A 25,909-nucleotide genomic window follows, 5' to 3' on the forward strand; every position below is an offset into this window, starting at 1 on the left:
ACGGTGTGGACAGCCCGCACGGTGCGGCCGTCACAGCCGAGAACTTCGGACTCAAGGGCCCGCGCGGCTGGGTGTTCCGGGGGATGGGCCTCGACGCGGAGCCCGGCTCGCTCATCGCGGTCGAAGGCCCCTCCGGCAGCGGCCGGACCTGCCTGCTCCTCGCCCTCACCGGACGCATGAAGGCCACCGAGGGCCACGCCGAGATCGCCGGCCACCGGCTGCCGAAGCACATGACCGCGGTCCGCCGGATCGCCGCCCTCGGCCCGGTCACCGGGGTCAACGAGCTCGACCAGTCCCTGACCGTCGCCGAGCAGCTGCGCGAGGGCGCGCTGCTCCAGCGCCGCTACGAGGGCCCCGTACGCGCCCTGCTCCGCCCGCGCGGCGAGCGCCGCGCCGGCACGCAGGCCCGGATCGACGCCGCCCTGGCCGCGGCCGGGCTGGACCTCGCCGGGCTGCCCAAGGGCCCGCGCACCTCCGTACGGGACCTGGAGCGGCTGGAGGCGGTGCGGCTGTCCGTGGCCATCGCCCTGCTGGGCTCGCCGCGGCTATTGGCCCTCGACGACCTGGACCTCAAGCTCTCGGACGCCGAACGCGCCGAGGCCTGGAGCCTGCTGCGTGCGATCGCCGCCCGCGGGACCACCGTCCTCGCGGTGTGCAGCGACGCACCGGACGACGTGACGGTCCTGCGCACGGGCGCCGCGGCGGCCGAGCCCGAGGACAAGGCCGCGGAAAAGGCCGAGGCCGATACCGAGGCGGCCGCGTCCGGCACCGACGAGAACCCCGCAGACACCGACGACACCGACGACGACACGAAGGGGACGGACGATGCGCTCGCCGAAGCTCGCCGCGCTTGAGCTGAAGCGGTTCGGGCGGGGGAAGCTGCCCGTGGCCGCTCTCATCGCGCTCCTCCTGCTGCCGCTGCTCTACGGCGCGCTGTACCTGTGCTCCTTCTGGGACCCGTACGACAACCTGGACAAGGTGCCCGTCGCCCTCGTCAACGCAGACAAGGGCGCGACCGTCGACGGCAAGCAGGTCGACGCGGGCGGCGAGATCGCGAGGAAGCTCCACGACAGCAAGACCTTCGACTGGCGCGAGGTCAGCGCCGAAGAGGCGGCCGAGGGCGTGGAGAAGGGGACGTACTACCTCTCCCTCACCATGCCCGCCGACTTCAGCACGAAGATCACCTCCAGCGCGGGTGACGACCCCACCACCGGCGCCCTGCAGGTCCGGACGAACGACGCGAACAACTACATCGTCGGATCGATCTCGCGCACCGTCTTCTCCGAGGTCCGCTCCGCGGCGTCCGCCAACGCCTCCCGCGGCTTCCTCGACAAGATCTTCGTTTCCTTCTCCGACCTCCACGACAAGACCGCCGAGGCCGCCGACGGGGCCGACCAGCTCAAGGACGGGGCCGGCAAGGCCCAGCAGGGGGCCAAGGAACTCGCCGACGGGCTGGACACGGCGAAGGAGAAGAACGGCGAGCTGACCGGCGGGCTGACGAAGCTCAACACGGCCGCGGGCAAGCTGGAGACCGGTACCAAGGACATCGCCGCCGGCACCCAGCGGGTCGCGGACAAGATCAACGGCACCGCCTCCCAGGTCCGCCCCTACCTGGACAATCCCCAGCAGCTCGCCGACACCGCCCTGCTCGTCGCGGACACCGCCCGGGTCGTCAACAACCACCTCGAGACCTTCAGCAAGAGGGCCCCGGCCGCAGCCAAGGTCAGCAAGCAGGCCGCCGCCCTGGCCGCCGACACGTACACCCGCACCTGCACGGGCGCTGCCGCCAAGCCCCTGCCGGCCACCTGCGCCGACATGAAGAGGCTGAAGGACCTCACTGCCGAGGCCGCCCAGCTCAGCGGCGACGTCGACACCCTGGTCAAGGACTCGGGCGGCGACCTGGCCGACCTGCGGGGGCAGCTCACCGACCTGGAGAAGCAGGCCCGCAAGCTCGCCGCGGGTGCGCCCTCCCTCGCGGGCAAGCTCGACCAGGCCGTCGCCGACGCCGACGCCCTCAACACCGGCGCCCACAAGGTCGCCACCGGCATGGCCCAGCTCCACACCGGCCTGGGCAAGGCCACCGACGGCTCCGAGGCCCTCGGCGAGGGAGTCGGCAAGCTCGGCGACGGCGCCCACCGCCTCGACGGAGGCATGTACAAGCTCGTCGACGGCACCGGTGAACTCGCCGGCGGCCTCCACGACGGCGTCGGCAAGATCCCGGACTACGACCAGCAGCAGCGCGACGCCCGCACCCAGGTGATGGCCGACCCGGTGAAGCTCGCCAACCAGTCCCTGCACAAGGCGCCCAACTACGGCACCGGCTTCGCGCCGTACTTCATCCCGCTCTCCCTCTGGGTCGGCGCGATGGTCGCGTACATGCTCATCGCCCCGCTGAACCGGCGCGCCCTGGCCGCCGGCGCCTCGCCCTGGCGGATCGCGTTCGCCGGCTGGCTGCCCGTGGTGGGCATCGGCGTCCTGCAGGTGCTCGCGCTGATGTCCGTACTGCACTGGGCCCTCGGCCTGGAGATGGCACACCCGGCGCTCGCCATCGGCTTCCTCGCGCTGGCCACCGCGTGCTTCGCGGCGATGGTCCAGTGGCTCAACGCGAAGTTCGGGGCGGCCGGGCGGATCCTGGTCCTCGTCGTGCTGATGCTGCAGCTGACCTCGGCGGGCGGTACGTACCCCGTGGAGACCAGTCCCGCCTTCTTCAACTGGATCCACCCGTACCTGCCGATGACGTACATCGTCGAGGGGCTGCGCCGCCTCATCTCCGGCGGCGACCTCACCCGGGTCTGGGTGGGCTGTGCGGTCCTGGTGGCCTTCACGGCGGGCTCCCTGCTCCTCACCACGCTCGCCGCCCGCGGCAAGCAGGTGTGGACGATGGACCGGCTGCACCCGGAACTGAGCCTGTAGAGAGCGGTTGACCTGTGAGAATCAGCGCCATGGACACCAGCAGCACCGGTACCGGCGGCGGCGGCCGCCGACAGGCGACGCGCCAGAAGCTCTACGAAGCGGCCGTCACGCTCATCGCCGAGCAGGGCTTCTCCGCGACCACGGTCGACGAGATCGCCGAGCGGGCGGGCGTCGCGAAGGGCACCGTCTACTACAACTTCGCGAGCAAGAACGAACTCTTCGAGGAGCTGCTGCGCCACGGCGTCGGCCTGCTCACGGCCTCGCTGCGCACCGCGGCCGAGGAGACGGAGCAGCGGGGCGGCAGCCGGGTCGAGGCGCTCGACGCGATGATCCGGGCCGGCCTCGTCTTCATCGACCGGTACCCGGCCTTCACCCAGCTGTACGTCGCCGAACTGTGGCGGACGAACCGGGCGTGGCAGTCCACGCTGATGGTGGTCCGGCAGGAGGCGGTGGCCGTCGTGGAGACGGTGCTGCGGGAGGGTGTGGAGCGGGGGGAGCTCAGCGCCGAGATCGACGTGCCGCTGACTGCTGCCGCGATGGTGGGCATGGTGCTGGTGGCTGCGCTGGACTGGCAGTCGTTCCAGAGCGAGCGGTCGCTGGACGACGTGCATTCGGCATTGTCGCTGCTGCTGCGGGGCCGGGTCAGCGGGAACCGCTGAGGGCGCCGGGGCATGCCCCCCGATCGGCGGTGCCGCGGCGGGGCGGGACGGCGTAGAACTGGTGGCGCCGGCGCCGCCTGAGTACGTGTACCTAGGTGCGGAAATGAGTACGCGGGCGGATGGGCCCCCACCTGCGCGGACGCCAGACTGGGGACAACGGACGGGGACCCGGCCCGGACCGCCGACACGGGGCGGCCGGTGCGGGCCGGGTACCTTCGCCGTGAGCGGGGGCACAACGCAGCGCGGCGGGGCTCGGGGGGATCGAGCCTCGCCGCGCTGTTGCCGTTCCGGGGGCGCCGCCCCTAGGGGGCGTCTGACGGATCAGAGCCGGGCCCGGCCCGCCTGGCACCGCGGCTTGCCGCGTTGTCGTCGGTCGCCAACGCTCCGCGTTGACTCCCTCCTCCGCCTGGCAATCCATGGCACCAGCCGACCCGGCCGTCCGACCCTGATCCGTCAGACACCCCCTAGCCGCGGCCCCGGAGGGGGAGGCGGGAGAAGAGGGTGCCGGCCCGGGCCAACAGCGGGGCGGTGCGGGCCGTGAAGGCCGACCAGCGGGCCGACGCCGACCAGCGGAGGCGGACCGCCGAGCGGGGGAGGAGCAGCGCGCGCAGGCGCGAGCCACGGCTCACCGAGCCCAGGAGGGCCGCGCGGGCCAGCAGGACGTCCGCCGCCAGGGTCTCGTACGAGACCTCCGCGCCGGGCGGGGCGTACAGCGTCCGCTCCACCGCCCCCGCAACCCGGTGCACCGCTTCCGCCGCGTCCCGCTCCAGCCGGCCCAGTACCACCACACGGCCCGCCGCCCGCCGCGGCGACAGCGCCTCGTCGGGGACGATCCCCACGTCCCACGCCGCGTCACCCAGCTCCTGCCAGGCCGGCAGCACCGCCCCGCCCGACAGGCGGCGTGCACGGAGCCGCCCGCGCCACAGCAGGGGGAGCAGGGGGAGGGTCAGTACGACCGCCAGCGACAGGACCCACGCCAGGACCGTGGTCGGCGACGGGCCGCCGCCATCCGAACCCGCGTTCTGCTGCGCCGCCGCGGCCCCGCACTCGCCCAGCTTCCTCAGCTCCGGCGGGCAGTCCTCGGCCTTCGACGGCGCCGCCGACGGCTGCGCCGCGCCCTGCGAGGGCAGCGCCGCCGGCGCCGACGGCTGGGCCGCCGGGGCCTCGGCCCGGGAGTAGTCCGGGATCGTGATGCCCTGACGCGGCGTCGGCTCGAACCGGGTCCAGCCCGCGCCCTCGAAGTACAGCTCGGGCCACGCGTGCGCGTCCCGCATCGACACGTTCACGCTGCCGTCGGACTGCTTCTCGCCGGGCGTGAACCCCACCGCGACCCGCGCCGGGATCCCGAGCGAGCGCGACATCGCCGCCATCGAGAACGCGAAGTGGATGCAGAACCCCTCCTTGTCCTCGAGGAACCGGGCGATGGCCTGCGGCCCCGTACCCGAGGCCACCTTCGTGTCGTAGCGGAATCCACCGTTCACGGCGAAGTAGTCCTGCAGCTTCACCGCCCGCGTGTAGTCGTCCTTCGAACCCTTCGTGACCTGGCGGGCCGTATCGGCGACCACCGCGGGCAGATTGTCCGGAAGCTTCGTGTACTCGGCCTTGACCGCCGGATTCGCCGGCGGCGCCGCCTGCAGCTCCACGGCCGTCGGCCGCAGCAGCAGGCTGCGCACCGTGTACATGGCGCCCTGCACGTTCTGGAACTTGTCCTTGCCCAGCTGGTCCCCGACCAGCGTCCGGCCGACCGGCTCGAACCGCCACTTGCCGGGGATGTCCACGCCCGTCGCCGGGTACGGCATCGGCAGGTAGCGCTGCGCGTAGGTGTCCGCCGCCGAGATGCTCGTCCGTACCTCGGTCCCGGTCGCCCGGACCTGCTCGCTCAGCCCCGGCGGGGCCGGCAGCCGCTCCGGCACGTCGGTCAGGGCGCGCCCGGAGGCCTCCCACTTGACGCCGTTGAACTCGTCCAGCGCGAGGATCCGCAGGTACTGCTCGCCGAGCTGTGGGCTGTCGGTGCGGTACTTCAGCACGACCCGGTTGTCCTGCGCGTTCAGGCTGCCCTGCAGGGAGACCAGCGGGTTGACCGCCGAGATCGTCCCACCGACGCCCGTGCCGCCGCCCTCGGCCTCGCCCTGCGCGCCCAGCAGCCCGCCGCCGAGCGCCGGCAGCGCCGCCGGCACCGCCAGCGCGATCCCCAGCGCGACCGCGCCGATCCGCCGCCCGGTGCGTACGGGGGCCAGCGCCTGGCCCGTGCCCGCGCCGCCGCCGTACCCCGAGGCCGCCGACACCCGCCCGCTCGGGGCCGCGCCGAAGACCCGGCCCCACTGGGCGAGCCGGTCGCGGCCCTCGGCCAGCAGCAGCAACAGGTAGCCGCAGCCGGCCAGCAGGAAGGACACCGCGGAGGCCCCGGCGCCGCCGGAGAGCCCCGCGGCGACCGAGTACAGCGCGAGCAGCGGCAGCCCGGCAGCGGCAGCGGTCCGCAGGGTCACCGCCAGCAGGTCCACCAGCAGCCCGATCCCCAGCACCCCGGCCAGCAGCAGCAGCCGGATGCCGTCCGTCAGCGGCGCCGGGATCGCGAACTCGCCCACGTCCAGGACGCCCCGCCGGAACAGGGCGCCGAAGTCCGTCACCAGATAGGCCATCGGCCCGGTCCCGGTGGATTCGCCCTTGCCCGCGAACAGGAACATCAGCACCAGCAGCGACACCAGCACCTGAGAGGCCACCGTGAGCGTGCGCCCCAGCGGCAACCGCCGGGCCCCGGCCCCCACCCCGCTCTGCACGGCCAGCAGCAGCGCAGCCTGCAACAGCCAGCCCGCCGAGTCCACCAGCGAGGCCAGCGACCACGAGGTGAGCAGGGTCGCCAGCATCGCGAAGAGCGTCACGCGCGCTCGCCCGCTCATCCCCAACCTCCGGAAGTACCCGTGCCGAGCGGAGCGTTCCCGGCCTGCCGCCACAGCTCCCCGAACGCCACCCCGGGCGGCGCGGCCAGCGCCGTCCAGCCCGCGTCGCGCAGCCTGCGCACCCGCGCCTCCACGCGCGAAGGCCGTCCGGACCAGAGCGCGGAGTCCAGTACGAAGGCCACCGCGCCGCCGCAGCGCACGCGCATCTTGGCCGCCAGTTCCGTCTGTACGTCGTCCAGGTCCCCGAAGAAGGCGATGAGGAGCCCGTCACCGCCGGCTCCGCCGAAGCCGCCGCCCCCACCGCCGTTGCCGCCGCCGCGCACCGCGTCGTACGCGCGCGAGAGGCCGGCGCCGTCGGAGTGCCCGACGACCGCGAGGGTGTCCATCATCAGCCCGGCCGCCTCCGCGGACTCCTGCCCGCCGGAGGAGAAGCCGCCGCCGTCGCCGGGCACCGAGGTCCCGGTGTCCGTCAGCAGCCGCACCGAGAACCCCTGCTCGAGCAGGTGCACCAGGGACGAGGCCGCTCCGGACACCGCCCACTCGAACGCGGAGTCCGGTCCGGCGCCCTCGAAGGCGACGCCGCGGGTGTCCAGCAGGACCGTGGCCCTGCTGCGCTGCGGCTGCTCCTCGCGGCGCACCATCAGCTCGCCGTAGCGGGCGGTGGAGCGCCAGTGCACCCGGCGCAGGTCGTCGCCGCGCCGGTAGCCGCGCGGGATCACGTCGTCGTCGCCGGCCAGGGCCAGCGAGCGGCGACTGCCGTCGCCGTAGCCGGAGGTCTCGCCGGTCAGCCGGACCGGGGGCAGCACCTCGGTGCGCGGGATGACGGTGAGGGTGTCGTACGTACTGAACGAGCGGGTCAGCTCGACCAGCCCGAAGGGGTCGGTCAGCCGCAGCTGGAGCGGACCCAGCGGGTAGCGGCCGCGCAGGTCGGAGCGGACCCGGTAGGAGACCTCGCGGCGCCCGCCGGGCTCGACCCGGTCCAGGACGAAGCGGGGCCGGGGCCCGAGCACGTACGGCACCCGGTCCTGCAGCATGAGCAGTCCGGTGGGCAGCCGGGAGACGTTCTCCATGCGCAGCTGGACCCGTGCCTCGGAGCCCGCGGGCACCCGCATCGGGGTCAGCCTGCGGTTGCCGGAGACCCGGTGGCGGGTGCGGTGCAGGGCGAGGACGCAGACCAGCGGCAGCGCGGCGAGCAGCAGCCCGACCCGGAGCAGTTCCCCCTGGCCGAGTACGTACGCGCACAGGGCGGCAGCGACCCCGGCGGCCAGGAAGGACCGGCCGCGGGTGGTCAGCCCCGCCAGCGAGGCGCGCAGCCCGCCGGACGCGCCCCGGCCCTCGCCGCCGGCGCCGCGCGGGGCACCGGCGCTCATCAGAAGCTCCGGATGCCCGCGCCGGGCGGCATCTCGCCGCGGACGTGCGCGGCGGGGACGGGGGTGCGCTGGAGGATGTCGTGGACGACCTGCTCGGCGGTGCGCCGGTTGAGCTGGGCCTGCGCGGTGGGCAGCAGCCGGTGCGCGAGGACGGGGGCGGCCAGCGCCTGCACGTCGTCGGGCAGCACGTACTCCCGGCCGGACAGGGCGGCCGAGGCCTTCACGGCGCGCAGCAGGTGGAGCGTGGCACGGGGGGAGGCGCCCAGGCGCAGGTCCGGGTGGCTGCGGGTGGCGGCGACCAGGTCGACGACGTAGCGGCGGACGGGCTCGGCGACGTAGACCTCGCGCACGGCCTCTATCAGCTTGACGATGTCGTGGGCGTGCGCGACGGCCTGGAGGTCGTCGAGCGGGGAGATCCCGCCGTGCACGTCGAGCATCTGGAGCTCGGCCTCGGCGCTCGGGTAGCCGACGGAGACGCGGGCCATGAAGCGGTCGCGCTGGGCCTCGGGGAGGGGGTAGGTGCCCTCCATCTCCACCGGGTTCTGGGTGGCGACCACCATGAACGGACTCGGCAGCGTGTACGTCGTGCCGTCGATGGTGACCTGGCGCTCCTCCATCGACTCCAGCAGCGCGGACTGCGTCTTCGGCGAGGCACGGTTGATCTCGTCGCCGATGACGATCTGCGCGAAGATCGCGCCCGGCTTGAACTCGAACTCGCGGCGCTGCTGGTCGTAGATGCTGACACCGGTGATGTCGGAGGGCAGCAGGTCCGGCGTGAACTGGATGCGCTGCACCGAGCAGTCGATGGACTTGGCGAGCGTCTTGGCGAGCATCGTCTTGCCGACGCCGGGGACGTCCTCGATGAGCAGGTGCCCCTCGGCGAGCAGCACGGTCAGCGCGATGCGTACGACCTCGGGCTTGCCCTCGATCACGCTTTCGACCGAGCGGCGCACCCGCTCCGCGGTGCTCGTCAGATCTGCGAGGCTCGCTCGGTCGTCATACGTCGTCACCTGGTTCTCCTCGGCCCTTTCTGCAGGGCCGACGCCCTCGGCGCACTCCGGCCCACCCCGACACGGACGCCGGCCCGGACGGTTTTCCGGGTGGCGTCTTCCCGCATTCTTGACGGCGTTGTGGCCTTGTGTCACTCACGAGGCGGGATCGATCTCCCTCAGGAGTCCGGTGTGCACGTCGAAGACGAAGCCTCGCACATCGTCGCGGTGCGGCAGGAAGGGGTTCGTCCGCACCCGCTGCATGGACTGGCGGACGTCCTGGTCCACGTCCCGGAAGGCCTCGACGGCCCACGCGGGGCGCTGGCCGACCTCGTCCTCGAGCTCGTGCCGGAAGTCCTCGGTCAGGCTTTCGAGGCCGCATCCGGTGTGGTGGATCAGTATCACCGTGCGGGTGCCGAGGGCGCGCTGGCTGATGGTGAGCGAGCGGATGGTGTCGTCGGTGACCACGCCGCCCGCGTTGCGGATCGTGTGGCAGTCGCCGAGCTCCAGGCCGAGGGCCTTGTGCAGGTCGAGCCGGGCGTCCATGCAGGCCACGACGGCCACGTGCAGGACGGGGCGGGCGTCCATGCCGGGGTCGGTGAATTCCGCGGCGTACTCCCGGTTCGCCGCCACCAGCCGGTCCGTGACGGAGCCGCCGCTGGATGCCTGGGGGGTGGTCTCTGCGGGCAGGGATGCGGAAGTCGTCATGCATACGACGGTAGTGGTCACCGCAGGTAAAGGCATGGAGTGAGAGGGGACAAAGAAGGTCAACCAGCCTTGTTGTGAGCTAACCCACAGGAGTGAGTCGAGGGCGGCCATTCAGGTGATTCGCGGCTTTTGGGGGTTCCGTACGAGAGGGGCGCACGGCGCGCGGGGCGGTTCGTTGACCGCGGCGACCGTTGCACTAAAGTGACGCGAACCGGCCGGAGCCCGGCCCTGACCGGCCGCCCGGTCCCTTACGACCTGGGGAGCAACAGCGCCCGGCGTCGCCAGTAACACTCCGCGTGCGCGGCGCGGCGTATGCCTGCCGCGCCGTTATCTGAGAGGGCGCTTTGACTAGCGAGTCCCGACATGTCCCGGTGATGCTCCAGCGGTGCCTGGACCTGTTGGCCCCGGCGCTGGAGAGGCCCGGGGCCGTCGTCGTCGACTGCACCCTCGGCCTCGGCGGCCACAGCGAGGCCCTGCTGACCCGGTTCCCCGAGGCCCACCTGATCGGCCTCGACCGCGACAGGGAGGCCCTGCGGCTCTCCGGCGAGCGGCTCGCCCCCTTCGGCGACCGGGCCACCCTGGTCCACGCGATCTACGCCGACCTCGCGGAGGTCCTCGACGGCCTGGGCATCCCGGCCGTCCAGGGCATCCTCTTCGACCTGGGCGTCTCCTCCATGCAGCTGGACGAGGCCGACCGCGGGTTCGCGTACGCGCAGGACGCGCCGCTGGACATGCGGATGGACCAGACGACCGGCATCAGCGCCGCGGAGGTCCTCAACACGTACGCGCCCGGCGAGCTGGTACGGATCCTGCGCCAGTACGGCGAGGAGAAGCAGGCCAAGCGGATCGTGTCGGCGATCGTGCGCGAGCGGGAGAAGGAGCCCTTCAGCAACAGCGCGCGGCTGGTCGAGCTGATCCGGGACGCGCTGCCGCAGGCGGCGAAGCGGACGGGCGGCAACCCGGCCAAGCGGACGTTCCAGGCGCTGCGGATCGAGGTCAACGGCGAGCTGTCGGGTCTGGAGCGGGCGATCCCGGCGGCGGTGGACCGGATCGCGGTGGGCGGCCGGATCGCGGTGCTCTCGTACCACTCCCTGGAGGACCGGCTCGTCAAGCAGGTCTTCGCGGCGGGCGCGGCCTCGACGGCCCCGCCCGGGCTGCCGGTGGTCCCGGAGAAGTACCAGCCCAAGCTGAAGCTGCTCACCCGTGGCGCGGAGCTGCCCACGGAGGAGGAGATCGCCGAGAACCGGCGGGCCGCTCCGGCCCGCTTCCGCGGAGTCGAGCGCATCCGGGAGGCGCGGCTGTGAGCAAAGCCGGGGGACTGGGGCGGCTGCGGGGCGGCCCTTCGGGGCAGGCGGCGCTGACGCCGTTCGTCCTGCTGGTGGTGGCGCTGCTCGCGGGCGGGCTGATCAGCCTGCTGCTCCTGAACTCGGCGCTCAACCAGGGCTCCTTCCAGCTGAGCAAGCTGAAGAAGGAGACGACCGCGCTCACGGACGAGGAGCAGGCGCTGCAGCGGGACGTGGACGGGTACTCGGCGCCCGACGCGCTGCAGCGGCGGGCGCACGAACTGGGCCTGGTCCCGGGAGGCAGCCCGGTCTTCATCGGCCCGGACGGCAAGGTCACGGGCACGGCGGCAGCAGCGGAGCCCCCGCCGCCGTCGGCCACCCCGGCCCCGGCCGGCGCCCCGCCCGGCACCGCAGGCCCTGCCCCGGCCGGCACCCCGGGCCCGGCCTCAGGCGGCCCCCAGGGCCCCGCACAGCCGGGCGGCTCCGCCGGCGGCCCGGCCGACACCCCGGGCTCCGCCCCGGCGGGCGCACCGCCGACCGGCCAGTCCGTACCCGGCGGAGCCCCTCAGCCCAACCCGACCCCCGGAAGGTGACGTCGTGACGCGGACCCTCCCCCAGCTCCCGCCGCGGGCACCCCAGGCGGGACCCTCCCCCTGCACCGGATCGCCGGTCCCCGCAAGGCCCGGCGGGCTGCGGCTGCGCGGGGCCGTCCCCCACCCGTCCTTCCGCCGTTCCCCGGGCTCCGCCCGGACCCCCCACCCCCGCGCCCCCTACGCCGGCGGGGCCGGAGCCGCCCCCCGGGCGACCCGGCCACAGCCGGGCCCTGCAGCGGTACCGACCCGTGGGGTGGGGGCGTGAGGGGGCAGGACGGGCGGCGGGTGCCCGGACCCGGGCGGGCGCGGCCCGGCGGGGGTGAGCGGTCGCGGGCCAATTCGCGGCCCGCGACCCGGCGGCCCGCCCCCACGAGGCAGCCGCACACCATCCGCCTCGGCAGCCCCAAGCCCCGCCTGCGCCTCGTCAGCGTCGGGCTGACCCTCGTCATGCTCGCCTTCGTCGTGCGGCTGCTCCAGGTGCAGGCCGTCGACGCCTCCGCGTACTCCGCCAAGGCCTCCGAGAACCGCTTCGCGAGCTACACCCTGGCCGCCGAACGCGGCGAGATCACCGACCGCAAGGGCGTCGCGCTCGCGACCAGCGTCGACGCGTACGACATCACCGCCGACCCGAAGATGTTCACCCCGCAGGAGAGCAAGGCCCCGGACGCCCCCGAGCAGGCCGCCGCCCTCCTCGCACCGATCCTCGGCAAGGACGCCAAGGAGCTCGCCGCCCGCCTGAAGACCAAGAACACCCGCTACGTCGTCCTCGCCCGCCGCCAGACCCCGCAGGTCTGGAACCAGATCAAGGACCTCAAGCGGGTCTTCGCCGACAAGGCCGCCGCCGACAAGAAGAACAACGGCCCCGGCGCCAACGTCCTCGCCGGCGTGTTCAACGAGGACAGCAGCAAGCGCGTGTACCCGGGCGGGGACCTGGCCGCCGGGATACTGGGCTACGTCAACGCCGAGGGCAAGGGCGCCGGCGGCCTCGAGTCCTCCCTCGACAAGAAGCTGGCCGGCAAGGACGGCGCCATCACGTACGCCCAGTCCGGCGGCCGCCGCGTGCCCACGGCCGGGTCCAGCGAGAAGCCCGCCGTGCCCGGCGAGGACATCGAGCTGACCATCGACCGCGACATCCAGTGGGCGGCGCAGAGCGCCATCACCGAGCAGGTCGCCAAGTCCGAGGCCGACCGCGGCTACGTCATCGTCCAGGACACCCGTACCGGAGAGGTGCTGGCCATGGCCAACGCCCCCGGCTTCGACCCCAACGACCTGTCGAAGGCCAGCTCCGCCGCCATGGGCAACGCGGCCCTGCAGGACGTCTACGAGCCCGGCTCCACCGCCAAGGTGATGTCGATGGCCGCCGTCCTCGAGGAGAAGAAGGCCACCCCCGAGACCCACGTCGAGGTGCCCAACCGGCTGCACCGCGGCGACCGGCTGTTCAAGGACGACATCGACCACCCGACCTGGTACCTGACCCTCAACGGGGTCCTCGCCAAGTCCTCGAACATCGGCACCATCCTGGCCACCGGCCAGCTCGGCGCCACCCAGCCCGAGGCCAACCGGGTCCTCTACTCCTACCTGAACAAGTTCGGCATCGGACAGCCCACCGGCCTGAACTACCCGGGTGAGTCCCGCGGCATCCTCGCCCGGCCCGAGGCCTGGTCCACCTCCCAGCAGTACACGATCCCTTTCGGCCAGGGCCTCTCCCTCAACGCCATGCAGGCGGCCTCCGTGTACTCGACGATCGCCAACGGCGGAGTCCGGATCGCGCCCACCCTGGTCCGCGGCACCAAGGGCCCCGACGGCCGCTTCACCCCAGCCCCGGCCCCCGAGCAGACCCGCGTGATCAGCCCGGAGACCGCGAAGACGCTGTCCGAGATGCTCGAGTCGGTCGTCGACGACCAGGAGGGCACCGGCACCAAGGCCCGCATCCCCGGCTACCGGGTCGGCGGCAAGACCGGCACCTCCAACCGGGTGGATCCGGCCACCGGCCGCTACAAGGGCTACACCGCCTCCTTCGCCGGCTTCGCGCCGGCCGACAGCCCGCGGATCACCGTCTACTGCGCCATCCAGAACCCCACCAAGGGCAGCTACTTCGGCGGTCAGATCTGCGGCCCGATCTACAAGAAGGTCATGGAGTTCGCCCTCAAGACCCTCCAGGTCGCCCCGACCGGAGGCGCCCCCGCCGGGCTCCCGGTCACCTTCGACGCCGGCCCCCAGCCCGCCGCACCGCCCGCCCCCCAGCCCACCCCGCAGCCCGGCCAGTGACCCGGGCCGCCCCGCCGGCCCGCCAGAAATCCGTGAGGCACCATCAGTGACAACGATCACCCCGAAACCCGGGAACCCGACGGCCGCCGGCCACGCGGCCGGGCCCTCACTTCGCGAGCGGCCCGCCGCGCCCGGTACGCTCACCGCCGTGTCCCACGCTGATCAGCCCAGAACCGCCCAGAAAGACGCCCCGGCAACGCCGCCGGGAGCGCCCCGGCCCCAGGCCGCCCGCCCGACACCCCTGGGCGAGCTGGCCACGCTGCTGGGCATCGAAGCCACCGGCGCAGCCGCCGCGGCGCAGCCCCCGCAGATCACCGGGATCACGCACGACTCCCGTGCCGTGCGCCCCGGCGACCTGTACGCGGCCCTGCCCGGTGCCAAGCTGCACGGCGCCGACTTCGCGGCCCAGGCGGCCGCACTCGGCGCCGCGGCCGTGCTGACCGACCCGGCGGGCGCCGAACGCGCCGCAGCGACCGGCCTGCCGGTCCTGGCCGTCGACGGCCCGCGCGGCCGGATGGGCGAGCTCGCCGCAGCGATCTACGGCCGTCCCGGCGAGGGCCTGCTCCAGATCGGGATCACCGGCACCTCCGGCAAGACCACCACGGCGTACCTCGTCGAGGGCGGTCTGCGCGGCGCCGGACGCAGCACCGGACTGGTCGGCACCGTCGAGATGCGCATCGGTGACGAGCGCATCAAGTCGGAGCGCACCACCCCCGAGGCCACCGACCTCCAGGCCCTGTTCGCGGTCATGCGCGAACGCGGGGTCGAGGCCGTCGCCATGGAGGTCTCCAGCCACGCCCTGGTGCTCGGCCGGGTCGACGGATGCGTCTTCGACGTCGCCGTCTTCAACAACCTGAGCCCGGAGCACATGGAGTTCCACTCCGACATGGAGGACTACTTCCAGGCCAAGGCACAGCTCTTCACCGAGCGGCGCGCCCGCCTCGGCGTGGTCAACGTCGACGACGAGTACGGCCGCCGCCTCGCCAAGGAGGCCGCGATCCCGGTGATCACGTTCTCCGCCGCGGGCGATGCGTCCGCCGACTGGCGCGCCGAGGACGTGGTGTTCGGGCACATGGACTCCACGCTCACCCTGGTCGGCCCGGAGGGGCAGCGCGTACGGGCCACGGCCCCGCTGCCCGGCCCGTTCAACGTCGCCAACACCGTCGCCGCGATCGTCACGCTCGCCGCCGCCGGCCTCGACCCGCAGACCGCCGCCGACGGCGTCGCCGCGGTCCCCGGGGTCCCCGGCCGGCTGGAGCGGGTGGACGCGGGCCAGCCGTACCTCGCCGTCGTCGACTACGCGCACAAGACGGACGCCGTCGAATCCGTGCTCCGCGCACTGCGCGAGGTCACCGCCGGCAAGCTGCACATCGTGCTCGGCTGCGGCGGCGACCGCGACACCACCAAGCGCGCCCCGATGGGCGCCGCGGCCGCCCGGTTCGCCGACACCGCCGTGCTGACCTCCGACAATCCGCGTTCCGAGGACCCCCTCGCGATCCTCGCCGCGATGTTCGAGGGCGCCGTCTCCGTACCCGCCGAAGAGCGCGGCACCGTCCTCGTCGACGCCGACCGGGCCGCGGCCATCGCCGCCGCCGTCGCCCGCGCCGAGCCCGGCGACACGGTGCTGGTGGCCGGCAAGGGCCACGAGCAGGGCCAGGACACCGCCGGCGTCGTACGGCCCTTCGACGACCGCGCGGTGCTCCGCGCCGCGATCGAACGCCAGCAAGGCAGCAACGTCCGACAGGCCGAGGTGAACCAGTGATCGCCCTCTCCCTCGCCGAGATCGCCGACATCACCGGCGGGCGGCCCCACGACATACCGGATCCGTCCGTGCGGATCACCGGGCCCGTCGTCATCGACTCCCGCCAGGTGGAGGCCGGCAGCCTGTTCGCCGCGTTCGCCGGCGAGCACGTCGACGGCCACGACTACGCCGAGCGCGCGGTCGCCTCCGGAGCCGCGGCCGTCCTCGCCGCCCGGCCCGTCGGCGTCCCCGCGATCGTCGTCGCCGATGTCGAGAAGGCCCTCGGCGCCCTCGCCCGAGCCGTCGTCGAGCGCCTCGGCACCGACGTGGTGGCCCTGACCGGCTCCGCCGGCAAGACCTCCACCAAGGACCTCATCGCCCAGGTGCTCCAGGCCCACGCGCCCACCGTGTGGACCCCGGGCTCCCTCAACAACGAGATCGGCCTGCCGCTCACCGCGCTGCGCGCCACGGAGGAAACCCGGCACCTGGTGCTGGAGATGGGCGCCCGCGGCATCGGGCACATCGACTACCTCACAGGCCTGACCCCGCCGCGCATCGGACTCGTCCTCAACGTCGGGACCGCCCACATCGGCGAGTTCGGCGGCCGCGAGCAGATCGCCCAGGCAAAGGGCGAGCTGGTCGAGGCCCTGCCGTCCGCGGCCGAGGGCGGAGTTGCGGTCCTGAACGCCGACGACCCGCTGGTGCGTGCGATGTCCGCCCGGACGAAGGCCCGCACGGTGCTCTTCGGCGAGGCCGACGACGCCGACGTACGGGCCACCGAAGTCCGTATGACACCCGCAGGACAACCCTCCTTCACACTCCACACACCCACCGGGTGCGGCGAAGTGACCTTGCGCCTGTACGGTGAGCACCACGTGTCGAACGCGCTCGCCGCGGCCGCCGTCGCCCATGTACTGGGCATGTCCGTGGAGGAGATCGCCACCGCGCTCTCCGAGGCGGGCACCTTGTCCCGGTGGCGGATGGAGGTCACCGAGCGGGCGGACGGCGTGACGATCGTCAACGACGCCTACAACGCGAATCCCGAGTCCATGCGGGCCGCTCTGCGCGCGCTTGCCGCGATGGGCGGCACCGCCAGGGCCAACGGGGGACGTACGTGGGCGGTGCTCGGTCCCATGGCCGAGCTCGGGGACGCATCGTTGGCCGAGCACGACGCGGTGGGACGGCTTGCCGTCCGGCTCAACGTGAGCAAGCTCGTCGCAGTCGGGGGCAGGGAAGCGTCCTGGCTGCAACTGGGCGCATATAACGAGGGTTCGTGGGGTGAGGAGTCGGTGGTCGTGTCCGACGCGCAGGCGGCGATCGACCTGTTGCGCAGTGAACTGCGCCCGGGTGACGTCGTGCTGGTGAAGGCTTCCAGGTCGGTCGGCCTGGAGCGGGTCGCTCTGGCGCTGCTGGCCGGCGGGGGCGAGGTCGCCGACCGATGAGGCAGATCCTCTTCGCCGGTGTCATCGGCATGTTCCTGACCGTGATCGGCACCCCGCTGCTGATCAAGCTGCTGGCCCGCAAGGGCTACGGCCAGTTCATCCGCGACGACGGCCCGCGCGGCCACGCCGGGAAGAAGGGCACGCCCACCATGGGCGGTATCTCCTTCATCCTGGCGACGATCATCGCGTACGCCCTGACGAAGGTGATCACGGGCAGTCAGCCCACGTTCTCCGGCGTGCTGGTGCTCTTCCTGATGGCCGGCATGGGCCTCGTCGGCTACCTCGACGACTACATCAAGATCGTCAAGCGCCGCTCGCTCGGTCTGCGGGCCAAGGCCAAGATGGCCGGCCAGCTGATCGTCGGCATCGCCTTCGCGGTGCTCGCGCTGCAGTTCAAGGACGCCCGCGGCAACGCCCCGGCCTCCACCAAGCTGTCGTTCGTCACGGACTTCGGCTGGTCGATCGGCCCGGTGCTGTTCGTGGTCTGGGCGCTGTTCATGATCCTGGCCATGTCCAACGGCGTGAACCTGACGGACGGTCTGGACGGCCTGGCCACCGGCGCCGCGGTGATGGTCTTCGGTGCCTACACGTTCATCGGCGTCTGGCAGTTCCAGGAGTCGTGCGCCAACGCGCAGACCCTGACGAACCCCAACGCCTGCTTCGAGGTACGAGATCCGCTGGACCTCGCGATCGTCGCCTCGGCACTGATGGGCGCCTGTTTCGGCTTCCTGTGGTGGAACACCTCGCCCGCCAAGATCTTCATGGGTGACACCGGCTCGCTGGCCCTCGGCGGCGCCCTCGCCGGTCTCGCGATCTGCTCCCGCACGGAGTTCCTGATCGCCCTCCTCGGCGGCCTCTTCGTCCTCATCACCATGTCGGTCGTCATCCAGGTCGGCTCCTTCAAGCTCACCGGGAAGCGCGTCTTCCGGATGGCCCCGCTGCAGCACCACTTCGAACTGAAGGGGTGGTCCGAGGTCCTGGTGGTGGTCCGGTTCTGGATCATCCAGGGCATGTGCGTGATCGTGGGTCTCGGACTCTTCTACGCGGGATGGGCAGCGGACAAGTGACGTCCTGGCAGGGCAAGAACATCACCGTCGCCGGTCTCGGCGTGAGCGGCATCAGCGCCGCCCGCGCCCTGGCCGGCCTCGGCGCATCGGTGACCGTGGTGGACGGCGGCGACAGCGAGGGCCACCGCGCCCGGGCCGCCGAACTCGGCGAGCTGGGCATCTCCGTACGGCTCGCGGATGCCGAGACGCTGCCCCAGGGCACCGACCTGGTGGTCACCTCGCCCGGCTGGAAGCCGGACAGCCCACTCTTCGCGGCCGCGGCGGCGGCCGGCGTGGAGGTCGTCGGCGACGTGGAGATCGCCTGGCAGTTGCGCGGCCCGGACGCGGCCCCGTGGCTGGCGATCACCGGTACGAACGGCAAGACCACCACCACCCAGATGCTCGCGTCGATCCTGAAGGCCGCGGGCCTGAAGACCGCGGCCGTCGGCAACATCGGCACCCCGATCATCGACGTGGTGCTCGGCGAGGAGAAGTACGACGTGCTCGCCGTCGAACTCTCCAGCTACCAGCTGCACTGGGCGCCCTCGCTGCGCGCCCACTCGGCGGCCGTGCTCAACCTGGCCCCCGACCACCTCGACTGGCACGGCTCGATGGAGGCCTACGCCGCCGACAAGGGCCGCATCTACGAGGGCAACACGGTGGCCTGCGTCTACAACGTCGCCGACCCGGCCACCGAGGCCCTGGTCGTCGAGGCGGACGTCGAGGAGGGCTGCCGGGCGATCGGTTTCACCCTGGGCGCCCCCGGCCCCTCCATGCTCGGCGTCGTCGACGGCATCCTCGTCGACCGCGCCTTCGTCGAGAACCGGCAGAAGAACGCCCAGGAGCTCGCCGAGGTCAAGGACGTCAACCCGCCGGCCCCGCACAACATCGCCAACGCGCTCGCCGCGGCGGCCCTGGCCCGCGCCTTCGGCGTCGCGCCGCGCGCGGTCCGCGACGGGCTGCGCAACTTCCGCCCCGACGCGCACCGCGTCGCGTACGTGGACGAGGTCGCGGGGGTCACGTACATCGACGACTCCAAGGCCACCAACACGCACGCCGCCGAGGCCTCCCTGGCCGCCTTCGAGCCCGTCGTGTGGATCGCCGGCGGCCTCGCCAAGGGCGCGACCTTCGACGAGCTCGTCCAGAAGTCGGCGAAGCAGCTGCGCGGCGTGGTGCTGATCGGCGCCGACCGGGCGCTGATCGCCGAGGCGCTGGCGCGACACGCCCCCGAGGTCCCGGTCGTCGACCTCGAGCGGACCGACACTGGGGCGATGCTCGCAGCGGTCCGGGAAGCGGCCCGGTTCGCAGAGCCCGGCGACACGGTTCTGCTGGCACCGGCCTGTGCCTCGATGGACATGTTCGCGAACTACAACAAGCGCGGGGACGCATTCGCGGACGCGGTGCGCGAACTGGCCGCCGAGAGCGCGTAGGCCCGGCCGGTCCGTTCTCAGGTCGGCGAGTCCTCCCCGACCGGCTGCTCGCCTCGTACGAGTGGAGGGGAAGGTCACACATGCCGGCCAAGCAAGTGCTGCCCGGGCGGCGGCCGTCGGCCGTGAAGGCCGTCAAGTCCGTCAAGAACGCGAAGCCCGGGTCCGCCAGGACGGTCAAGGCGCAGGGCCGCAGGCGTCCGGCGGTGGGGGTGCGGCGGCCCGCCGGGCGCGGGCCGCTGGAGCGGATCCGGCGTACGCAGCGGCAGTTGCGCAAGGCCTGGGACCGGCCCCTCACCGCGTATTACCTGATTTTCGGCAGCTCGCTGCTCATCACCGTGCTCGGCCTGGTGATGGTCTACTCGGCCTCGATGATCAAAGCGCTCCAGCTGGGCCTGGGGGACGCGTACTTCTTCAAGAAGCAGTTCCTGGCCGCCCTGATCGGCACCGGGCTGCTGCTGGTCGCCTCGCGGATGCCGGTCAAACTGCACCGGGCGCTGTCCTATCCCGTGCTCGCAGGAACCTTGTTCCTGATGGTCCTGGTCCAGGTCCCCGGGATAGGGGTGGCGATCAACGGGAACCAGAATTGGATCTCCCTTGGTGGTCCGTTCATGCTCCAGCCCAGTGAGTTCGGCAAGCTGGCACTGATCCTCTGGGGCGCCGACCTGCTGTCCCGCAAGGGCGACAAGGAGCTGCTGAGCCAGTGGAAGCACCTGCTGGTGCCGCTGGTCCCGGTGGCCTTCCTGCTGCTCGGGCTGATCATGCTGGGCGGGGACATGGGCACCGCGATGATCCTCGGGGCCATCCTGTTCGGCCTGCTGTGGCTGGCGGGAGCCCCGACGAGGATGTTCGTCGCGGTGCTGGCGTTCGCGGGTGTGATCGTCGCACTGCTGATCAAGACCAGCCCGCACCGGATGGACCGGCTCGCCTGCCTCGGCGCGACGGACCCCGGCCGGGGCGACCTGTGCTGGCAGGCCGTGCACGGGATCTATGCCCTCGCATCCGGCGGATGGTTCGGTTCCGGTTTGGGTGCCAGTGTGGAAAAATGGGGGCAACTGCCCGAAGCCCATACCGACTTCATCTTCGCCATCACCGGGGAGGAACTGGGTCTGGCAGGGACGCTGTCGGTACTCGCCCTGTTCGCGGCTCTAGGCTATGCGGGTATCCGCGTGGCCGGACGCACGGAGGACTCCTTCGTACGGTATGCCGCGGGAGGCGTGACCACCTGGATCACGGCCCAGGCCGTGATCAACATCGGTGCGGTGCTCGGTCTGCTGCCGATCGCCGGAGTCCCGCTCCCGCTGTTCTCGTACGGGGGGTCCGCGCTGCTGCCGACGATGTTCGCGGTCGGACTGCTCATCGCCTTCGCGCGGGAGGAGCCGGCGGCGCGCGCGGCGCTCGCGATGCGCCAGCCGAAAACCGGCTGGAAGCGGACCGGGCAGAGATGGAAGTCGATGAGACGGAGCGTCAAGAGGCGTCCGTCCGGAGAGCGGTGAATTTCGGTGCATGTCGTACTCGCCGGTGGGGGGACCGCCGGCCACATCGAGCCGGCGCTCGCCCTCGCGGACGCCCTGCGCAGGCAGGACCCTTCCGTGGGCATCACCGCCCTCGGCACGGAGCGCGGGCTCGAAACCCGCCTCGTGCCCGAGCGCGGCTATGAGCTGGGGCTGATCCCCGCCGTCCCGCTGCCCCGCAAGCCCACCCCCGAGCTGATCACCGTCCCCGGACGGCTGCGCGGCACGATCAAGGCCGCCGAGGAGATCCTGGAGCGCACCAAGGCCGACTGCGTCGTCGGCTTCGGCGGCTACGTGGCCCTGCCCGGCTACCTGGCCGCCAAGCGGCTCGGGGTGCCGATCATCGTCCACGAGGCCAACGCCCGGCCGGGACTGGCCAACAAGATCGGCTCGCGCTACGCGCACGCCGTCGCGGTCTCCACCCCCGACAGCAAGCTGCGCGGTGCCCGCTACGTGGGCATCCCGCTGCGCCGCAGCATCTCGACCCTGGACCGGGCCGCGGCCCGGCCGGAGGCGCGTGCCGCCTTCGGCCTGGACCCGAACCTGCCGACGCTGCTCGTCTCCGGCGGCTCGCAGGGCGCCCGCCGCCTCAACGAGACGATCCAGCAGGTCGCTCCGACCCTCCAGCGCTCCGGGATCCAGATCCTGCACGCGGTCGGCCCGAAGAACGAACTGCCGCGTGTCGACAACATGCCCGGGATGCCGCCGTATGTGCCGGTACCGTACGTGGACCGGATGGATCTCGCGTACGCCGCCGCCGACATGATGCTGTGCCGAGCGGGCGCGATGACCGTCGCCGAACTCTCCGCCGTCGGGCTGCCCGCCGCGTACGTCCCGCTGCCGATCGGCAACGGCGAACAGCGGCTCAACGCCCAGCCGGTGGTCAAGGCCGGCGGCGGCCTGCTCGTCGACGACGCGGAGCTGACCCCCGAGTGGGTGCTCAGCCAGGTCCTCCCGGTGCTCGCCGACCCGCACCGCCTCTACGAGATGTCGCGCGCCGCGGCCGAGTTCGGCCGCCGCGACGCCGACGACCTGCTCGTCGCGATGGTGTACGAGGCGATCGCCGCCCACAGGAACCGCTAGCGCAGGAGGCACAGGAGTGGCCGGAGCGACCACCGCACAGCGCGGCAATCCCGGGTCCGCCCGGAAGGGCAAGGGCTCCGGTTCTCCCAAACCGCCCAAGCCGCCCAGGTCGTCGGGCCCGTTGAAGGGGGCCGGCCCGCGGGGCCCCGGTCTGCAGCGCCTCGTCCGGCGCATGCGGCACCGGGGCCCCGTGCTGCTCTGCCTCCTCGCCGCGGTGCTCCTCGTCGGGGGCGGCAGCTGGGTGCTCTACGGCTCCTCCTGGTTCCGGATCGAGAAGGTGACCGCAAGCGGAACGCAGGTGCTGACCCCCGAGCAGGTGCTGGCCGCCGCGGCCGTACCGGTCGGGGCACCGCTGGCGACCGTGGACACCGACGAGATCGCGGACCGGGTCCGCAGCCGGCTGCCCCGCGTCGATTCGGTCGATGTGGTGCGCGCCTGGCCGCACGGAATCGGGCTGAAAGTCACCGAGCGCAAACCGGTCCTGCTCATCAAAAAAGACGCCAAGTTCGTGGAAGTGGACGCTTCGGGTGTGCGATTCGACACGGTTCCGAAAGCACCCGCGGGCGTTCCGGTCCTCGAATTGTCCGCGGCACAGTCGCCGAGCGGCCGCCGCTTCGACGGGGAGCGGCTGCTGCACGAGGCGGTGGGCGTCGCCGGAGACCTCCCCGAGGCGGTCGCCAAGGAGACCGTGCAGGTCAAGGTGGGGTCGTACGACTCGGTCGTACTGGAGTTGACCCGCGGCCGGACCGTGGTGTGGGGCAGCGGCGAGCAGGGTGAGGCGAAGGGCCGTGCGCTGACCGCCCTGCTGAAAGCGGCGCCCAAGGCTGACCACTTTGACGTGAGCGTCCCCACCGCCCCTGCGGTGTCCGGGAGTTGACGTCGGGTCGAACAGCGACGCACCCTGGTTGGCCACCGATACGGGTGATCACATAGGGTGAAAAGAAAAACGGGAGGTTCGGCGTGTTCGTTGAACACGCGCTACTTGTCGACTTAGTGTCCTGTTCGGAAGAGTCCAAGGAACAGGCACATACTTAACCCTAAACTTCAGGGTTAGGGTTCGGGTCGGCGCGTTCGGACCGTCCCACATTTCGGCATCAGTCGTCGCAACGCAGGCCCGCGAGGCGGCGACACGTAACTCGAGGCGAGAGGCCTTCGACGTGGCAGCACCGCAGAACTACCTCGCAGTCATCAAGGTCATCGGTGTCGGCGGCGGTGGTGTCAATGCCATCAACCGAATGATCGAGGTCGGTCTCAAGGGCGTCGAGTTCATCGCCATCAACACGGACGCCCAGGCGCTGTTGATGAGCGACGCCGACGTCAAGCTCGACGTCGGCCGTGAACTCACCCGGGGCCTCGGCGCCGGCGCCAACCCGGCAGTCGGTCGCAAGGCGGCAGAGGACCACCGCGAGGAGATCGAGGAGGTCCTCAAGGGGGCCGACATGGTCTTCGTCACCGCCGGCGAGGGCGGCGGCACCGGCACCGGCGGTGCACCCGTCGTCGCCAACATCGCGCGCTCGCTCGGCGCCCTGACGATCGGCGTGGTCACCCGGCCGTTCACCTTCGAGGGCCGGCGCCGCGCGAACCAGGCGGAGGACGGCATCGCCGAGCTCCGCGAAGAGGTCGACACCCTCATCGTCATCCCCAACGACCGGCTGCTGTCCATCTCGGACCGCCAGGTCTCGGTCCTGGACGCCTTCAAGTCGGCCGACCAGGTCCTGCTCTCGGGTGTCCAGGGCATCACCGACCTCATCACCACCCCGGGTCTGATCAACCTCGACTTCGCGGACGTCAAGTCCGTCATGTCCGAGGCCGGCTCGGCCCTCATGGGCATCGGCTCCGCCCGCGGCGACGACCGCGCCGTGGCCGCCGCCGAGATGGCCATCTCCTCGCCGCTGCTGGAGGCGTCCATCGACGGCGCCCGCGGTGTGCTGCTCTCCATCTCCGGCGGCTCGGACCTCGGCCTCTTCGAGATCAACGAGGCCGCGCAGCTGGTCAGCGAGGCCGCCCACCCCGAGGCGAACATCATCTTCGGCGCCGTCATCGACGACGCGCTCGGCGACGAGGTGCGGGTCACCGTCATCGCCGCCGGCTTCGACGGCGGACAGCCCCCGGCCCGCCGGGACAACGTCATCGGCGCCGCGTCCACCAAGCGCGAGGAGCCGGCCCCGGCGCCGGTCCGCGCAGCGGAGCCGGTGCGCCCGGCCTTCGGCGGACTGGGCACGGTCACCCCGCGCGAAGACCCCCCGGCTCCGGTCGAGGCGGCTCCGGCCGAGGCCGCGGCCCCCGCGCCGCAGGTCCCGACGGCCCGGCCGTACCAGGACAGCCCGGCCGAGGAACTGGACGTTCCGGACTTCTTGAAGTGACGCTGGACCAGCACATCGAGAACGGCGCCCACTTCGCCTTCACCGACCGGTGGGGCGGGGTGAGCGCCGTTCCGTACGAGGAGCTCAATCTCGGCGGCGCGGTCGGAGACGACCCCACCGCCGTTCTCGCGAACCGGGCGGTCGCGGCCGGGGCCCTGGGCATCGAGCCGGACCACGTGGTCTGGATGAACCAGGTGCACGGCAAGGACGTGGCGGTGGTCCCCGGACCCTGGGGCCCCGCCGCCGACGTACCGGCGGTGGACGCGGTGGTGACCGCCCGTCGGGGGCTCGCCCTCGCGGTGCTCACCGCGGACTGCACCCCGGTCCTGCTGGCCGACCCCGTCGCCGGGGTTGCGGGAGCGGCCCACGCGGGCCGGCCCGGACTGGTCGCCGGGGTCGTGCCCGCCGCCGTGGAGGCGATGGTCTCCCTCGGAGCCGAGCCGGGGCGGATCATCGCCCGGACCGGACCCGCGATCTGCGGCCGTTGCTACGAGGTGCCGGCCGAGATGCGGGACGCGGTGGCCGAGGCGGTACCGGCCGCCTACGGCGAGACGAGTTGGGGAACTCCGTCCGTCGACGTGGTCGCCGGGGTGCACGCCCAGCTCGCGGAGGCGGGGGTGGTGAACCTGCACCGCTCGCCGGTCTGCACACTGGAGTCGCGGGACCACTTCTCGTACCGCCGCGACCGGGTGACCGGGCGGCTTGCCGGATATGTCTGGTTGACAGAGCTTTCCCGGGGGGGCGACCCCCGGACCCCCGGGGGAAAAGAAGAATGACGGACCGTAAGTCGGAGCTCGCGGAGAACCTCGCGCGGGTGGAGGAACGCATCTCGTCTGCCTGTGCGGCCGCGGGGCGCGGACGGGACGAGGTGACGCTCATCGTCGTCACCAAGACCTACCCCGCGAGCGACGTACGACTGCTGGCGGACCTGGGGGTCCGTCATGTGGCGGAGAATCGCGACCAGGATGCCGCCCCCAAGGCTGCGGCCTGCGCGGATCTGCCGCTCAGCTGGCATTTCGTGGGCCAGTTGCAGACGAACAAAGTCCGTTCCGTGGCGGGATATGCGCATGTGGTGCAGTCGGTCGACCGGCCGAAGCTCGTCACGGCGCTCTCGGCGGCGGCGCAGGGAGCGGGGCGCGAACTCGGCTGCCTCGTACAGGTCGCCCTCGATGCCGAGTCGGGGGAGCGCGGGACCCGGGGCGGCGCCGCTCCGGAGCAGCTCGCCGAACTCGCGGACCTCGTGGCCGGGGCGCCCGGACTGCGGATCGACGGTGTGATGACCGTGGCTCCGCTGGCCGGGCCCTACGCGGGACGCGAACAGGCCGCTTTCGAGCGGCTGGTGGAATTGTCATCCCGCCTGCGCGCGGACCATCCGACTGCCACGATGGTGTCGGCCGGGATGAGTGCAGACCTGGAACAGGCCGTTGCGGCCGGTGCGACACATGTACGCGTCGGCACTGCGGTACTCGGCGCGAGACCCCGGCTCGGGTAACGTCGCGAAGAAAGTCGGACCACAGCAGAAAATATGGTCATTACCGCTGATGGGCGGACGGACCACGTGGATCGCGGGCAGTTGGTGACTTTGGTGACACAGCGACACACCTGCGACAGGG

The 25,909-nt window shown here is 72.4% G+C and carries 20 protein-coding genes; 16 read left to right on the forward strand and 4 right to left on the reverse strand.

Translation table 11 applies throughout. The features are described 5' to 3' along the window. Nucleotides 1-5: 5 nt before the first annotated feature. The 3 genes from AB5J51_RS28485 to AB5J51_RS28495 are packed head-to-tail and all read left to right on the forward strand — an operon-like array spanning nt 6 to nt 3,572. The gene (locus AB5J51_RS28485; RefSeq protein ID WP_369778985.1) at nt 6-854 is read left to right on the forward strand and encodes an ATP-binding cassette domain-containing protein; all 849 of its coding nucleotides are present in this window, start codon (nt 6-8) and stop codon (nt 852-854) included. Next, nucleotides 826-2,913, forward strand: a complete 2,088-nt coding sequence (locus AB5J51_RS28490; protein ID WP_369778986.1) for a YhgE/Pip family protein — start codon at nt 826-828, stop codon at nt 2,911-2,913. The genes AB5J51_RS28485 and AB5J51_RS28490 overlap by 29 nt, the downstream gene beginning before the upstream one ends. A gap of 29 nt (nt 2,914-2,942) precedes the next feature. After that, nucleotides 2,943-3,572: a TetR/AcrR family transcriptional regulator gene (locus AB5J51_RS28495; RefSeq protein ID WP_053785194.1), complete on the forward strand. Its 630-nt coding sequence runs from the start codon at nt 2,943-2,945 to the stop codon at nt 3,570-3,572. A gap of 464 nt (nt 3,573-4,036) precedes the next feature. Here the strand turns inward: AB5J51_RS28495 and AB5J51_RS28500 are convergent, their stop codons facing one another. The 4 genes from AB5J51_RS28500 to AB5J51_RS28515 all read right to left on the reverse strand — a co-directional run bounded on the left by AB5J51_RS28500 (nt 4,037) and on the right by AB5J51_RS28515 (nt 9,599). Further along, on the reverse strand, nt 4,037-6,469 hold the full coding sequence (locus AB5J51_RS28500) for a transglutaminaseTgpA domain-containing protein (protein ID WP_369778987.1): 2,433 nt from the start codon (nt 6,467-6,469) through the stop codon (nt 4,037-4,039). After that, a complete protein-coding gene (locus tag AB5J51_RS28505) occupies nt 6,466-7,839 on the reverse strand; it encodes a DUF58 domain-containing protein (protein WP_369778988.1) in 1,374 nt (457 codons plus the stop codon). Before AB5J51_RS28505 ends, AB5J51_RS28500 begins: the two co-directional genes overlap by 4 nt. Next, the gene (locus AB5J51_RS28510) at nt 7,839-8,849 is read right to left on the reverse strand and encodes a MoxR family ATPase (RefSeq protein ID WP_053785197.1); all 1,011 of its coding nucleotides are present in this window, start codon (nt 8,847-8,849) and stop codon (nt 7,839-7,841) included. Before AB5J51_RS28510 ends, AB5J51_RS28505 begins: the two co-directional genes overlap by 1 nt. Before the next feature lie 135 nt (nt 8,850-8,984). Further along, complete coding sequence (locus tag AB5J51_RS28515) at nt 8,985-9,599, reverse strand: carbonic anhydrase (protein ID WP_078613036.1); 615 nt, start codon at nt 9,597-9,599, stop codon at nt 8,985-8,987. A gap of 311 nt (nt 9,600-9,910) precedes the next feature. On the opposite strand from AB5J51_RS28515, the gene rsmH reads away from it, so the two are divergent. From rsmH to AB5J51_RS28580, 13 genes are all read left to right on the forward strand, one after another. Continuing rightward, nucleotides 9,911-10,840 (forward strand): 16S rRNA (cytosine(1402)-N(4))-methyltransferase RsmH, encoded by a 930-nt coding sequence (gene rsmH, locus AB5J51_RS28520; RefSeq protein WP_369780329.1) that lies wholly within the window; start codon nt 9,911-9,913, stop codon nt 10,838-10,840. Next, nucleotides 10,837-11,412 carry a hypothetical protein gene (locus AB5J51_RS28525; protein WP_053785198.1) on the forward strand — a complete coding sequence of 192 codons (576 nt, stop codon included), beginning with the start codon at nt 10,837-10,839 and terminating at the stop codon, nt 11,410-11,412. Before rsmH ends, AB5J51_RS28525 begins: the two co-directional genes overlap by 4 nt. 261 nt (nt 11,413-11,673) lie before the next feature. Beyond that, the gene (locus AB5J51_RS28530) at nt 11,674-13,680 is read left to right on the forward strand and encodes a penicillin-binding protein 2 (RefSeq protein ID WP_168724254.1); all 2,007 of its coding nucleotides are present in this window, start codon (nt 11,674-11,676) and stop codon (nt 13,678-13,680) included. A gap of 46 nt (nt 13,681-13,726) precedes the next feature. Beyond that, nucleotides 13,727-15,442 carry a UDP-N-acetylmuramoyl-L-alanyl-D-glutamate--2,6-diaminopimelate ligase gene (locus tag AB5J51_RS28535; protein ID WP_053790912.1) on the forward strand — a complete coding sequence of 572 codons (1,716 nt, stop codon included), beginning with the start codon at nt 13,727-13,729 and terminating at the stop codon, nt 15,440-15,442. Continuing rightward, nucleotides 15,439-16,863 (forward strand): UDP-N-acetylmuramoyl-tripeptide--D-alanyl-D-alanine ligase, encoded by a 1,425-nt coding sequence (gene murF, locus AB5J51_RS28540; protein ID WP_053790913.1) that lies wholly within the window; start codon nt 15,439-15,441, stop codon nt 16,861-16,863. Before AB5J51_RS28535 ends, murF begins: the two co-directional genes overlap by 4 nt. Beyond that, complete coding sequence (mraY, locus tag AB5J51_RS28545; protein WP_030291896.1) at nt 16,860-17,930, forward strand: phospho-N-acetylmuramoyl-pentapeptide-transferase; 1,071 nt, start codon at nt 16,860-16,862, stop codon at nt 17,928-17,930. Before murF ends, mraY begins: the two co-directional genes overlap by 4 nt. Next, the gene (gene murD / locus AB5J51_RS28550) at nt 17,912-19,339 is read left to right on the forward strand and encodes a UDP-N-acetylmuramoyl-L-alanine--D-glutamate ligase (RefSeq protein ID WP_369778989.1); all 1,428 of its coding nucleotides are present in this window, start codon (nt 17,912-17,914) and stop codon (nt 19,337-19,339) included. Before mraY ends, murD begins: the two co-directional genes overlap by 19 nt. An 80-nt stretch (nt 19,340-19,419) precedes the next feature. Next, the gene (ftsW, locus tag AB5J51_RS28555; RefSeq protein ID WP_078988129.1) at nt 19,420-20,832 is read left to right on the forward strand and encodes a putative lipid II flippase FtsW; all 1,413 of its coding nucleotides are present in this window, start codon (nt 19,420-19,422) and stop codon (nt 20,830-20,832) included. Between the two features lie 6 nt (nt 20,833-20,838). Next, entirely contained in the window at nt 20,839-21,933 is a 1,095-nt protein-coding gene (murG, locus tag AB5J51_RS28560) for an undecaprenyldiphospho-muramoylpentapeptide beta-N-acetylglucosaminyltransferase (protein ID WP_030291900.1), read from the forward strand. A 16-nt stretch (nt 21,934-21,949) separates the two neighbouring features. Next, the gene (locus AB5J51_RS28565) at nt 21,950-22,810 is read left to right on the forward strand and encodes a cell division protein FtsQ/DivIB (protein ID WP_369778990.1); all 861 of its coding nucleotides are present in this window, start codon (nt 21,950-21,952) and stop codon (nt 22,808-22,810) included. Nucleotides 22,811-23,090: 280 nt separating this feature from the next. Beyond that, nucleotides 23,091-24,296 (forward strand): cell division protein FtsZ, encoded by a 1,206-nt coding sequence (gene ftsZ / locus AB5J51_RS28570; protein WP_053790916.1) that lies wholly within the window; start codon nt 23,091-23,093, stop codon nt 24,294-24,296. Next, the gene (gene pgeF, locus AB5J51_RS28575; protein WP_369778991.1) at nt 24,293-25,072 is read left to right on the forward strand and encodes a peptidoglycan editing factor PgeF; all 780 of its coding nucleotides are present in this window, start codon (nt 24,293-24,295) and stop codon (nt 25,070-25,072) included. Before ftsZ ends, pgeF begins: the two co-directional genes overlap by 4 nt. Then, the gene (locus AB5J51_RS28580; protein ID WP_053790918.1) at nt 25,069-25,788 is read left to right on the forward strand and encodes a YggS family pyridoxal phosphate-dependent enzyme; all 720 of its coding nucleotides are present in this window, start codon (nt 25,069-25,071) and stop codon (nt 25,786-25,788) included. The genes pgeF and AB5J51_RS28580 overlap by 4 nt, the downstream gene beginning before the upstream one ends. Nucleotides 25,789-25,909 lie beyond the last annotated feature (121 nt).

The organism is Streptomyces sp. R33 (assembly GCF_041200175.1).
In the GTDB taxonomy this organism is placed as follows: domain Bacteria; phylum Actinomycetota; class Actinomycetes; order Streptomycetales; family Streptomycetaceae; genus Streptomyces; species Streptomyces katrae_B.

Excerpts from the sequence above, each read along its gene's own strand:
- AB5J51_RS28490 (WP_369778986.1), top strand. The coding sequence starts at position 826 with ATGCGCTCGCCGAAGCTCGCCGCGCTTGAGCTGAAGCGGTTCGGGCGG.
- AB5J51_RS28495 (WP_053785194.1), top strand. The coding sequence starts at position 2,943 with ATGGACACCAGCAGCACCGGTACCGGCGGCGGCGGCCGCCGACAGGCG.
- AB5J51_RS28500 (WP_369778987.1), bottom strand. The coding sequence starts at position 6,469 with ATGAGCGGGCGAGCGCGCGTGACGCTCTTCGCGATGCTGGCGACCCTG.
- AB5J51_RS28505 (WP_369778988.1), bottom strand. The coding sequence starts at position 7,839 with ATGAGCGCCGGTGCCCCGCGCGGCGCCGGCGGCGAGGGCCGGGGCGCG.
- rsmH (WP_369780329.1), top strand. The coding sequence starts at position 9,911 with ATGCTCCAGCGGTGCCTGGACCTGTTGGCCCCGGCGCTGGAGAGGCCC.
- mraY (WP_030291896.1), top strand. The coding sequence starts at position 16,860 with ATGAGGCAGATCCTCTTCGCCGGTGTCATCGGCATGTTCCTGACCGTG.
- murD (WP_369778989.1), top strand. The coding sequence starts at position 17,912 with ATGGGCAGCGGACAAGTGACGTCCTGGCAGGGCAAGAACATCACCGTC.
- ftsW (WP_078988129.1), top strand. The coding sequence starts at position 19,420 with ATGCCGGCCAAGCAAGTGCTGCCCGGGCGGCGGCCGTCGGCCGTGAAG.
- AB5J51_RS28580 (WP_053790918.1), top strand. The coding sequence starts at position 25,069 with ATGACGGACCGTAAGTCGGAGCTCGCGGAGAACCTCGCGCGGGTGGAG.